This is a genomic window from Pseudomonas sp. 22189, assembly GCF_052045635.1.
In the GTDB taxonomy this organism is placed as follows: domain Bacteria; phylum Pseudomonadota; class Gammaproteobacteria; order Pseudomonadales; family Pseudomonadaceae; genus Aquipseudomonas; species Aquipseudomonas parakoreensis.
This window is the reverse complement of the sequence record NZ_JBQEPG010000010.1, coordinates 225,640-237,052: the sequence shown is the minus strand read 5'-3', so window position 1 is coordinate 237,052 and position 11,413 is coordinate 225,640. Positions and strand designations below refer to the sequence as shown.

Sequence of the window (11,413 nt, the reverse complement as noted above, 5' to 3'; positions counted from 1 at the left end):
CGCTCATCGTGTTGAGTGGGGCGGCTTCGCCGCATGGGGTGTGCGCGAATAAAATTGTGGGAGCCAGCTTGCTCGCGATGGCGGCCTGACAGCCGACCAATCTCTAACTGATGACACCCGATCCCACTGTGGGAGCTGGCTTGCCAGCGATGGCGGCCTGACAGCCGACCAATCACCCACTGAAAACACCCAATCCCATGTAGGAGCTGCCGAAGGCTGCGATCTTTTGATCTGGCTCTGGCTTTTGATCTTGACTTGGCTTTTGATTTTTTGCCCCTTCGGCAGGCCGAGCGGAGGTGTCCATCAGGGGGAAGGCGCGCAGCGCCATGCGGCGAAGCCGCATACATCGAGAGGAGGTGCAGCGAAGCAAACCGTCGGCGATGCCCCCTGATGGGCACCGTAGCGAGGGAACACTGAGCCTCGGCGAAGTGCCGTACGCCGGGGCAAAGCCTTTTGGGTTACCTTTTCGGCGTCTGGAAAAGGTGACTCGCTGTAAGAGCGAAACCATAAGAGGCCGTTACCGCAGCAACGGATATACACCCCAAACCCCAAACCCCAAACCCCAGACAAACAAAAACGCCCGGTATAAACCGGGCGTCTTGTATTGACTTGATTAGCGAGCGCGGTAAGTGATGCGCCCTTTGCTCAAGTCATAGGGCGTCAGCTCGACGCGCACTTTGTCACCGGTAAGAATACGAATGTAGTTCTTGCGCATCTTGCCGGAGATATGCGCGGTTACGACGTGCCCATTTTCCAACTCCACACGAAACATGGTGTTGGGCAGGGTGTCGACGACAGTGCCTTCCATTTCGAAGCTGTCTTCTTTCGACATGCAGTAAAGCCCTCGGTGTCCAATGAATGGCCCGGTGCAACTGCGCCAGGCAAAAGCGGCGTGCATTGTGCCCGAAAAAGGGGGTTCAAGCCAAGGGGTTTAGGGCTCGCGATTAGTTCAGGATTACCCAGCGCTGATTGATCAGCAATTCGATGGGGCGATATTGGGTCTTGTAGTTCATCTTTTTGCAGTTCTTGATCCAGTATCCGAGATACACCGCTTCCAGCCTCAGACGCTGGCTTTCGGCGATTTGCCACAGGATCGCGAAGCGCCCCAGGCTGCGGCGCTCCTCGCCAGGTTCGTAAAAGGTGTAGACCGCCGACAAGCCGTTGGGCAGCAGATCGGTCACAGCAACGGCGAGTAACCGTCCGTCGAGTCGAAATTCATAGAAGCGTGAGAAGGGCAGGTCGCGCACCAGAAAGGTCGAGAACTGGTCGCGGCTTGGCGGGTACATGTCGCCGTCGGCGTGTCGCTGTTCGATATAGCGTTGGTACAGGTCGAAATATTCTTCGCTGAAATGCGGTTTTACCGGGCGCACCTGCAGATCGGCATTGCGTTTGAAAATGCGTTTCTGCTGGCGGTTGGGGTTGAACTGTGCCACCGGGATGCGTGCAGGCACGCACGCATTGCAATTCTGGCAATGGGGCCGATACAGATGGTCGCCGCTGCGGCGAAAGCCCATTTCCGACAGGTCTGCGTAGACGTGCACATCCATGGGCTGACTCGGGTCGAGAAACAGCGTCGTCGCCTGCTCCTCGGGCAGATAACTGCAGGAATGAGGCTGAGTGGCATAGAACTTCAAGCGCGCCAACTCGGTCATGATCAACCCTCGGGATAAGCTGGTGAATTAAGTGTAAGCCACGCGCGCAAAAGTCGCTCAGCAAACCCAAGTGGCGCGACTGGATTGATCCAGGTGGCGGGCCAGGTAGTTGGCGAATTCGTGGCGGGGGATCGCCCGGGCGCCGAGGCTGTGCAGATGATCGGTCGGCATCTGGCAATCAATCAGAACGAATCCCGCTTCTTTCAGATGCTGCACCAGCGTGGCAAAGCCATATTTGGAGGCGTTGTCGGCGCGGCTGAACATCGATTCGCCGAAAAATAGCTGACCCATCGCCAGGCCATACAGGCCGCCGACCAGTTGGCCCTGATCCCAGACCTCGACCGAGTGGGCGAAGCCGCGGCGGTGCAGTTCGAGGTAGGCGTCCTGCATCGCTTCGGTAATCCAGGTGCCATCGGCGTAGTCCCGAGGCGCGGCGCAGGCGCGAATCACGGCTGAGAAATCCCGATCGAAGGTCACCTGGTAGCGTTGCTTGCGCAGCAGCTTGGCGAGGCTGCGCGAGACATGCAGTTCGTCGGGAAACAGAACGGTGCGCGGATCCGGCGACCACCAGAGGATTGGCTGGCCCTCGGAAAACCATGGAAAACAGCCGTGCCGGTAAGCCTGTACCAGGCGATCGGCGGACAGGTCGCCACCGGCGGCCAGCAATCCATTGGGATCGCGCATGGCCTTTTCCAGGGGCGGGAAAGTCAGGGAATTGCGTTGTAACCAAGTCAGCATGGCGTCCAGGCTTGCAGAAGGGGAGGGCGGTGCGGGTGCGAGGCCCGCGATAAAGTGTGCCGTTAAATGACAGGAATGTCGTCCAGATACTTCTCCGCGTCCAGTGCCGCCATGCAACCGGCACCGGCCGAGGTCACCGCTTGGCGGTAGACATGGTCGGCCACATCGCCAGCGGCGAAGACGCCGGGGATCTCGGTGGAGGTGGCGTCGCTGTCGCTGCCGCCCTTGACCAGCAGATAGCCGTCGCGCATTGGCAACTGGCCCTGAAACAGGTCGGTGTTGGGTTTGTGGCCGATGGCGATGAACACGCCGGCCAGGGCCAGTTCGCGGGTCTGCCCGGTGTGGCTGTCACGCAGGCGCGCGCCGGTCACACCGCTGGCATCGCCCAGCACTTCGTCCAGATTCTGGTTCCAGTGCAGGTGAACGTTGCCGTTGGCGGCTTTTTCGAACAGTTTGTCCTGGAGAATTTTCTCCGAGCGCAACTTGTCGCGGCGATGGATCAAGTGCACCTCTCTGGCAATGTTCGACAGGTACAGGGCTTCCTCGACGGCAGTGTTGCCGCCGCCCACCACGGCGACCACCTGATTGCGATAGAAAAAGCCATCGCAGGTCGCGCAGGCCGAGACGCCTTTGCCGGCGAAGGCTTCTTCCGAGGGCAGTCCCAGATACTGCGCTGAAGCGCCGGTGGCGATGATCAGGGCGTCGCAGGTATAAGTGCCGCTGTCGCCGATGAGCTCGAACGGGCGCTGCTGCAACTTGGCGGTGTGGATGTGGTCGTAAACGATCTCGGTGGCAAAGCGTTCGGCGTGTCTCTGCATGCGCTCCATCAGTACCGGGCCGGTGAGGCCTTCGACGTCGCCGGGCCAATTGTCGACTTCGACGGTGGTGGTGAGCTGGCCACCGGCCTGCAACCCGGTAATGACCACCGGTTTGAGGTTGGCGCGGGCGGCGTATACGGCGGCGCTGTAGCCGGCAGGGCCGGAGCCAAGAATGATCAGGCGTGAATGCTTCGCTGCGTTCATCAAATACACCTCATAAGCCTTTGTCACAAAAGACAATGCATGCTCAAATTGAACCGCAGGATTTGTGCGGTTGGCTATGCTCAGCTAAGGGGTTTGAAGCATGGCATCAGCCGCGCAAACCCGTACAATGCCGGGCTGTTACAGAATATTTGTAGAGCGCTGTGTTTATAGCTGTGTTTATAAAAGCTGCGGCACAGTGTTAAAAGTAGTCTCAGATGCGCCGGTTCACTTTTTTACCTGCCTGGATTGGGCAGTTTTTTATCGTCATTCAATAGATGGACGCGCCTTGGGCGCAGGAAAAGAAGCGTTTTGAAGAAATCCACCGCAGCACCAAAAACAGTCGTTCCGCTCTGGCGCCAGCAATTGCACTACCGGCTCAAGGAAGGTGCATTGATCGCCATCGGTGCCTTGTGCCTGTTCCTGATGATGGCCCTGCTGACCTACGGCAAGGACGATCCGGGCTGGAGCCACAACAGCAAGATCGACGACGTGCAGAACTTCGGCGGCCCCGCCGGTTCCTACAGCGCTGACATCCTGTTCATGGTGCTGGGTTATTTCGCGTACATTTTCCCGTTGCTGCTGGCGATCAAGGCGTATCAAATCTTCCGTCAACGCCACGAACCCTGGCAGTGGAGTGGCTGGCTGTTCTCCTGGCGCCTGATCGGTCTGGTGTTTCTGGTGCTGTCCGGCGCTGCGCTGGCGCATATCCATTTTCATGCCGCCACCGGTCTGCCGGCGGGTGCGGGCGGGGCGCTGGGCGAAAGTCTCGGTGACCTGGCGCGCAACGCCCTGAATATCCAGGGCAGCACGCTGCTGTTCATCGCGTTGTTCCTGTTTGGCCTGACGGTGTTCACCGACCTGTCGTGGTTCAAGGTGATGGACGTCACCGGGAAGATCACCCTCGACCTGTTCGAACTGTTTCAGGGCGCGATCAACCGCTGGTGGTCGGCCCGTACCGAGCGCAAGCAATTGGTCGCGCAGTTGCGTGAAGTCGATGACCGCGTCCACGACGTCGTGGCGCCGACCGTTACCGACAAGCGTGAACAGGCCAAGGTCAAGGAGCGCCTGATCGAACGCGAGCAGGCCTTGAGCAAGCACATGTCGGACCGCGAGAAGCAGGTGCCGCCGGTCATCGCCCCGGCCCCGGTCAAAGCACCGGAGCCAAGCAAGCGCGTGCAGAAAGAGAAACAGGTGCCGTTGTTCGTCGACAGCGCCGTGGAAGGTACTTTGCCACCGATCTCGATTCTCGATCCGGCGGAAAAGAAACAACTCAATTATTCGCCGGAATCCCTGGCTGCCGTCGGCCACTTGCTGGAGATCAAGCTCAAGGAGTTCGGCGTCGAAGTCACCGTGGATTCGATCCATCCGGGCCCGGTGATTACCCGTTACGAAATCCAGCCTGCCGCTGGCGTCAAGGTCAGCCGTATCGCCAACCTGGCCAAAGACCTCGCACGTTCGCTGGCGGTGACCAGCGTGCGCGTGGTCGAGGTGATTCCGGGCAAGACCACGGTCGGTATCGAAATTCCCAACGAAGACCGGCAGATCGTGCGCTTCTCCGAAGTGCTGTCGACCCCCGAGTACGACAACTTCAAGTCGCCGGTCACCTTGGCCCTCGGCCACGACATTGGCGGCAAGCCGGTCATCACCGACCTGGCCAAGATGCCGCACCTGCTGGTGGCCGGTACCACCGGTTCCGGTAAGTCGGTGGGCGTGAACGCGATGATCCTGTCGATCCTGTTCAAGTCCGGCCCGGATGACGCCAAACTGATCATGATCGACCCGAAAATGCTCGAGCTGTCGATCTACGAAGGCATTCCGCACCTGCTGTGCCCGGTAGTGACCGACATGAAGGACGCCGCCAACGCCCTGCGCTGGAGCGTTGCCGAAATGGAACGCCGCTACAAGCTGATGGCGAAGATGGGCGTGCGTAACCTGTCCGGCTTCAACGCCAAGGTCAAGGAAGCCCAGGACGCCGGCGAGCCGTTGAGCGATCCGCTGTACAAGCGCGAGAGCATCCACGACGAAGCGCCGCTGCTGCAGAAGCTGCCGACCATCGTCGTGGTGGTGGACGAATTCGCCGACATGATGATGATCGTCGGCAAGAAGGTTGAAGAACTGATCGCCCGTATCGCGCAGAAGGCGCGTGCTGCCGGTATCCACTTGATCCTCGCGACACAGCGGCCGTCGGTGGACGTGATCACCGGTCTGATCAAGGCCAACATTCCGACCCGGATGGCGTTCCAGGTGTCGAGCAAGATCGACTCGCGGACCATCATCGACCAGGGTGGCGCCGAGCAACTGCTGGGTCACGGTGACATGCTTTACATGCCGCCGGGCACCAGCCTGCCGATCCGGGTGCACGGTGCGTTCGTTTCCGACGATGAAGTACACCGCGTGGTGGAAGCCTGGAAACTGCGTGGCGCACCGGAATACAACGATGACATCCTCAACGGTGTCGAAGAGGCGGGCAGCGGTTTTGAAGGCAGCAGCGGTGGTGGCGACGGTGATGATGCCGAGACCGACGCGCTGTACGACGAAGCCGTGCAGTTCGTGCTGGAAAGCCGCCGGGCGTCGATTTCTGCGGTACAGCGCAAGCTGAAGATCGGTTACAACCGCGCTGCGCGCATGATCGAAGCCATGGAAATGGCGGGGGTCGTGACCTCAATGAACACCAACGGTTCGCGTGAAGTTCTGGCCCCCGGCCCGGTTCGCGACTGATTGCCAAGCAAGAGGCGGGACAATGATGTGCCGCCGCTCTCCCAACGAGTATTCAAGAGGACTCCCATGCGTCTTATCCGCATGCTGTTGCCAGTACTGGCGCTGACCACGCTCACGGCCCACGCCGATGACAAGGACGTGGCGCGTCTGACTCAATTGCTGGAAACATCGAAAACCCTGACCGCGAACTTCTCCCAACTGACCCTCGATGGTAGCGGCACCCAGTTGCAGGAAACTCGCGGTGATATGGTCCTGCAGCGTCCGGGCCTGTTCTACTGGCACACCGAAGCGCCAAACGAGCAGACCATGGTTTCCGACGGCAAGAAGGTCACCCTGTGGGATCCGGATCTGGAGCAGGCGACCATCAAGAAGCTCGACGAGCGTCTGACTCAAACCCCGGCGCTGCTGCTCTCCGGTGACGTGTCGAAGATCAGCCAGAGCTTTGAGATCAGTGCCAAAGAGGCGGGCGGCGTGATCGACTTCACCCTCAAGCCGAAGACCAAGGACACCCTGTTCGACAGTCTGCGTCTGTCGTTCCGCAACGGCCTGGTCAATGACATGCAACTGATCGACAGCGTTGGTCAGCGCACCAATATTCTGTTCACCGGGGTCAAGGCCAACGAAGCGGTGCCGGCGTCGAAGTTCAAGTTCGACATCCCGAAGGGTGCTGACGTTATCCAGGAATAAACCCCGGACCCCGGGTCGGGTTCTTGTGGCTTGGAGCTTTTGTGGCGAGGGGATTTATCCCCGATGGGCTGCAAAGCAGCCCCAAAAAAGGTGACTGCTGCGTAGTCCATCGGGGATAAATCCCCTCACCACAGGGTCACCAACAGGTGTCCACAGGTATTCCAAAAGGTTTCAGACAATCAGAGGTTTCAACGCTACGTGATGGATCTGTTTCGCAGTGCACCGATTGCCCAGCCGCTGGCCGCGCGTTTGCGCGCGACCAATCTGGATGAGTATGTCGGTCAGGAGCACGTGCTCGCTCGCGGCAAGCCTCTGCGTGAGGCGCTGGAGCAGGGTGCCCTGCATTCGATGATCTTCTGGGGGCCGCCGGGTGTGGGCAAGACCACCCTGGCGCGCTTGCTCGCGGAAGTCTCGGACGCGCATTTCGAAACGGTGTCGGCAGTGCTCGCCGGGGTCAAGGAAATCCGTCAGGCGGTGGAAATCGCCAAGCAGCAGGCCGGCCAGTACGGCAAGCGCACGATCCTGTTCGTCGATGAAGTGCACCGCTTCAACAAATCGCAGCAGGATGCGTTCCTGCCGTACGTCGAAGACGGCACGCTGATTTTCATCGGTGCCACCACCGAAAACCCTTCATTTGAATTGAACAACGCGCTGTTGTCGCGGGCCCGCGTCTATGTGCTGAAAAGCCTCGACGAGACGGCACTGCGCAAACTGGTGCACCGCGCGCTCACCGAAGAGCGTGGCCTGGGCAAGCGCAACCTGACCCTCAGCGATGAAGGCTTCCAGATGCTGCTGTCGGCCGCCGATGGCGATGGCCGGCGCCTGCTCAATCTGCTGGAGAACGCCTCGGACCTGGCCGAAGACAACAGCGAGATGGGCACCGAGCTGCTGCAAAGCCTGCTCGGCGACACCCGACGGCGCTTCGACAAGGGCGGCGAAGCGTTCTACGACCAGATCTCCGCGCTGCACAAATCGGTACGCGGCTCCAACCCCGACGGCGCGCTGTACTGGTTCGCGCGGATGATCGACGGCGGCTGCGATCCGTTGTACCTGGCGCGACGCGTGGTGCGTATGGCCAGCGAAGACATTGGCAACGCCGATCCGCGCGCGCTGAGCCTGTGCCTGGCGGCGTGGGAAGTGCAGGAGCGTCTTGGTAGCCCGGAAGGCGAACTGGCGGTGGCCCAGGCCATCACCTATCTCGCCTGTGCGCCGAAAAGCAACGCGGTGTACATGGGCTTCAAGACCGCGCTGCGCGCGGCTGCCGAGTACGGTTCGCTGGAAGTGCCGCTGCACTTGCGCAATGCGCCGACCAAACTGATGAAGCAATTGGGCTATGGCGACGAATACCGCTACGCCCACGACGAACCGGACGCGTATGCCGCCGGCGAAGATTATTTCCCGGAAGAGCTCGACCCCATTCCGTTCTATCAACCGGTGCCCCGTGGCCTGGAATTGAAGATCGGCGAGAAGCTCAACCATCTCGCGCAACTCGACCGTTTAAGCCCAAGACAGCGGAGAAAATAGTGCTTCCATTGATTGTTGCGGTCTCCGTCGGCGGAATCGCCGGCACGCTGTTGCGCTTCGCCACCGCTAATTGGGTCAATGCCAATTGGCCGCGGCACTTCTATACCGCGACGCTGGCCGTTAATATCGTGGGCTGTCTGCTGATTGGCGTGTTGTACGGCCTGTTTTTGATACGCCCGGAGGTGCCGATCGAGGTGCGTGCCGGGTTGATGGTCGGCTTCCTCGGGGGGCTGACGACTTTTTCATCCTTTTCACTGGATACGGTGCGCCTGCTGGAAAGCGGGCAAGTGCCGCTGGCCTTGGGCTATGCGGCGATCAGCGTATTCGGCGGGCTGCTCGCGACGTGGGCCGGCCTGTCCCTGACCAAACTTTGATAACGAGAAACCGACATGCTCGATTCCAAACTGTTACGTAGCAACCTTCAGGACGTAGCGGACCGCCTGGCTTCCCGTGGCTTTGCCCTGGATACCGCGCGCATCGAAGCGCTGGAAGAACAGCGCAAGACCGTCCAGACCCGCACCGAAGCACTGCAGGCTGAGCGTAACGCGCGTTCCAAATCCATCGGTCAGGCCAAGCAGCGCGGCGAAGACATCGCGCCGCTGATGGCGGACGTCGAGCGCATGGCGGGCGAGCTGAGTGCCGGTAAAGTCGAGCTGGACGCGATCCAGACCGAACTGGACTCGATCCTGCTGGGTATCCCCAATCTGCCGCACGAATCGGTACCGGTCGGTAAAGATGAAGACGACAACGTCGAAGTGCGCCGCTGGGGCACGCCGACCCAGTTCGATTTTGAAGTGAAAGACCACGTTGCACTGGGCGAGAAGTTCGGCTGGCTGGACTTTGAAACCGCCGCCAAGCTCTCTGGCGCCCGTTTCGCCTTGTTGCGTGGCCCGATTGCTCGCCTGCATCGCGCCCTGGCGCAGTTCATGATCAACCTGCACGTCAACGAGCATGGCTACGAAGAGGCCTACACGCCTTATCTGGTTCAGGCCCCGGCGCTGCAAGGCACCGGTCAACTGCCGAAGTTCGAAGAAGACCTGTTCAAGATCGCTCGCGAAGGCGAAGCCGATCTGTACCTGATCCCGACTGCCGAAGTGTCGCTGACCAACATCGTGGCCGGTGAAATCGTCGATTCGAAACTGCTGCCGATCAAGTTCGTCGCGCACACCCCGTGCTTCCGCAGCGAAGCCGGCGCATCGGGTCGTGACACTCGCGGGATGATCCGTCAGCACCAGTTCGACAAAGTCGAGATGGTCCAGATCGTCGAGCCGTCGACCTCGATGGAAGCGCTGGAAGGCCTGACCGCCAACGCCGAAAAAGTCCTGCAACTGCTGGGCCTGCCTTATCGCACCCTGGCGCTGTGCACCGGCGACATGGGCTTCAGCGCCGTGAAGACCTACGACCTGGAAGTGTGGATTCCAAGCCAGGACAAGTACCGCGAAATTTCCTCGTGCTCCAACTGCGGCGACTTCCAGGCCCGCCGTATGCAAGCGCGTTTCCGTAACCCGGAAACCGGCAAGCCTGAACTGGTACACACCCTGAACGGTTCCGGTCTGGCGGTCGGTCGTACTCTGGTTGCCGTGCTGGAAAACTACCAGCAGGCCGACGGTTCGATCCGCGTGCCGGACGTACTGAAACCGTACATGGGTGGCCTTGAGGTCATCGGCTAAATGAAATATCTGCCGCTGTTTCACAACCTGCGCGGCAGTCGTGTGTTGGTGGTCGGTGGGGGGGAAATTGCCTTGCGCAAATCCCGCCTGCTGGCCGATGCCGGTGCGCTGCTGCGGGTGGTCGCACCTGAAATCGAAGCGCAACTGCGCGAACTGGTCACTGCCAGCGGTGGTGAATGCCTGTTGCGTGGTTATGTGGAAGCGGATCTGGACGGCTGCGGCCTGATCATCGCCGCCACCGACGATGAAACGCTCAACGCCCGAGTCTCCAGCGATGCCCATCGGCGTTGCGTGCCGGTCAATGTGGTTGACGCGCCGCAGTTGTGCAGCGTGATCTTCCCGGCGATCGTCGATCGCTCGCCGCTGATCATCGCGGTGTCCAGCGGCGGCGATGCGCCAGTGCTGGCGCGGCTGATTCGCGCCAAGATCGAAACCTGGATTCCGTCGACTTACGGCCAGTTGGCCGGTCTTGCCGCACGTTTTCGCAATCAGGTGAAAAACCTGTTTCCCGATGTGCAGCAGCGTCGCGGGTTCTGGGAAGACGTGTTTCAAGGCCCGATTGCCGACCGGCAACTGGCCGGGCAGGGCGCCGAGGCCGAGCGTCTGTTGCAGGCCAAGATTGATGGCGAGGCGGACATCACCACCGGTGAGGTGTATCTGGTGGGCGCCGGGCCGGGTGATCCGGACCTGCTGACCTTCCGCGCCTTGCGTTTGATGCAGCAAGCTGACGTGGTGCTGTACGACCGCTTGGTCGCGCCGGCGATTCTTGAGCTGTGCCGTCGCGATGCCGAGCGCGTCTATGTCGGCAAGCGTCGCTCTGATCACGCAGTGCCGCAGGATCAGATCAACCAGCAACTGGTGGATCTGGCCAAGGCCGGCAAACGCGTGGTGCGCTTGAAGGGCGGTGACCCGTTCATCTTCGGTCGCGGCGGTGAAGAGATCGAAGAGCTGGCGGCCCACGGCATTCCGTTCCAGGTGGTGCCGGGGATCACGGCGGCCAGCGGTTGCGCGGCGTATGCCGGGATTCCGCTGACCCATCGCGATTACGCGCAGTCGGTGCGCTTCGTCACCGGTCACTTGAAGGACGGTTCCACCGATCTGCCATGGGCCGACCTCGTTGCCCCGGCGCAGACGCTGGTGTTCTACATGGGCCTGGTGGGCTTGCCGGTGATTTGCGAGCAGTTGATCAAACACGGTCGCCGCGCGGACACCCCGGCAGCGTTGATCCAGCAGGGCACGACGGTCAATCAGCGGGTCTTCACCGGCACGCTGGCCGACCTGCCACGCCTGGTGGCGGAGCATGAAGTGCATGCGCCGACGCTGGTGATCGTCGGTGAAGTGGTGCAGCTGCGCGAGAAGCTGGCGTGGTTCGAGGGTGCTCAGGCGCAAGTCTAAAAGACCG

10 protein-coding genes are annotated in these 11,413 nt (G+C 60.7%); 6 read left to right on the top strand and 4 right to left on the bottom strand.

Going from position 1 to position 11,413, the window contains the following annotated elements; genetic code table 11:
- Positions 1 to 613: 613 nt before the first annotated feature.
- The 4 genes from infA to trxB all read right to left on the bottom strand — a co-directional run bounded on the left by infA (position 614) and on the right by trxB (position 3,412).
- On the bottom strand, positions 614 to 832 hold the full coding sequence (gene infA / locus ACTJKS_RS13570) for a translation initiation factor IF-1 (RefSeq protein ID WP_002553999.1): 219 nt from the start codon (positions 830 to 832) through the stop codon (positions 614 to 616).
- Between the two features lie 112 nt (positions 833 to 944).
- Complete coding sequence (locus ACTJKS_RS13565; RefSeq protein ID WP_108182334.1) at positions 945 to 1,652, bottom strand: arginyltransferase; 708 nt, start codon at positions 1,650 to 1,652, stop codon at positions 945 to 947.
- Positions 1,653 to 1,709: 57 nt separating this feature from the next.
- Complete coding sequence (gene aat / locus ACTJKS_RS13560; protein ID WP_108182335.1) at positions 1,710 to 2,390, bottom strand: leucyl/phenylalanyl-tRNA--protein transferase; 681 nt, start codon at positions 2,388 to 2,390, stop codon at positions 1,710 to 1,712.
- 62 nt (positions 2,391 to 2,452) lie between these two features.
- The gene (gene trxB, locus ACTJKS_RS13555; protein ID WP_108182336.1) at positions 2,453 to 3,412 is read right to left on the bottom strand and encodes a thioredoxin-disulfide reductase; all 960 of its coding nucleotides are present in this window, start codon (positions 3,410 to 3,412) and stop codon (positions 2,453 to 2,455) included.
- Between the two features lie 309 nt (positions 3,413 to 3,721).
- Here trxB and ACTJKS_RS13550 point away from each other — a divergent pair, with 309 nt between their 5' ends.
- The 6 genes from ACTJKS_RS13550 (at position 3,722) to cysG (ending at position 11,406) form a co-directional block, all read left to right on the top strand.
- A complete protein-coding gene (locus ACTJKS_RS13550) occupies positions 3,722 to 6,130 on the top strand; it encodes a DNA translocase FtsK (protein ID WP_084234290.1) in 2,409 nt (802 codons plus the stop codon).
- A gap of 66 nt (positions 6,131 to 6,196) precedes the next feature.
- Entirely contained in the window at positions 6,197 to 6,817 is a 621-nt protein-coding gene (gene lolA, locus ACTJKS_RS13545; RefSeq protein ID WP_041074219.1) for an outer membrane lipoprotein chaperone LolA, read from the top strand.
- Between the two features lie 201 nt (positions 6,818 to 7,018).
- Entirely contained in the window at positions 7,019 to 8,341 is a 1,323-nt protein-coding gene (locus tag ACTJKS_RS13540) for a replication-associated recombination protein A (RefSeq protein WP_108182337.1), read from the top strand.
- Positions 8,341 to 8,715, top strand: a complete 375-nt coding sequence (gene crcB, locus ACTJKS_RS13535) for a fluoride efflux transporter CrcB (RefSeq protein ID WP_041074221.1) — start codon at positions 8,341 to 8,343, stop codon at positions 8,713 to 8,715. The genes ACTJKS_RS13540 and crcB overlap by 1 nt, the downstream gene beginning before the upstream one ends.
- Positions 8,716 to 8,730: 15 nt before the next feature.
- Positions 8,731 to 10,011 (top strand): serine--tRNA ligase, encoded by a 1,281-nt coding sequence (serS, locus tag ACTJKS_RS13530; protein WP_003223852.1) that lies wholly within the window; start codon positions 8,731 to 8,733, stop codon positions 10,009 to 10,011.
- Positions 10,012 to 11,406 carry a siroheme synthase CysG gene (gene cysG, locus ACTJKS_RS13525; protein ID WP_108182338.1) on the top strand — a complete coding sequence of 465 codons (1,395 nt, stop codon included), beginning with the start codon at positions 10,012 to 10,014 and terminating at the stop codon, positions 11,404 to 11,406.
- Positions 11,407 to 11,413 lie beyond the last annotated feature (7 nt).

Bases quoted from the DNA above. Each gene is read 5' to 3' on its own strand.
- ACTJKS_RS13565 (WP_108182334.1), bottom strand. From the start codon at position 1,652: ATGACCGAGTTGGCGCGCTTGAAGTTCTATGCCACTCAGCCTCATTCC.
- cysG (WP_108182338.1), top strand. From the start codon at position 10,012: ATGAAATATCTGCCGCTGTTTCACAACCTGCGCGGCAGTCGTGTGTTG.
- lolA (WP_041074219.1), top strand. From the start codon at position 6,197: ATGCGTCTTATCCGCATGCTGTTGCCAGTACTGGCGCTGACCACGCTC.
- infA (WP_002553999.1), bottom strand. From the start codon at position 832: ATGTCGAAAGAAGACAGCTTCGAAATGGAAGGCACTGTCGTCGACACC.
- ACTJKS_RS13540 (WP_108182337.1), top strand. From the start codon at position 7,019: ATGGATCTGTTTCGCAGTGCACCGATTGCCCAGCCGCTGGCCGCGCGT.
- serS (WP_003223852.1), top strand. From the start codon at position 8,731: ATGCTCGATTCCAAACTGTTACGTAGCAACCTTCAGGACGTAGCGGAC.
- aat (WP_108182335.1), bottom strand. From the start codon at position 2,390: ATGCTGACTTGGTTACAACGCAATTCCCTGACTTTCCCGCCCCTGGAA.
- trxB (WP_108182336.1), bottom strand. From the start codon at position 3,412: ATGAACGCAGCGAAGCATTCACGCCTGATCATTCTTGGCTCCGGCCCT.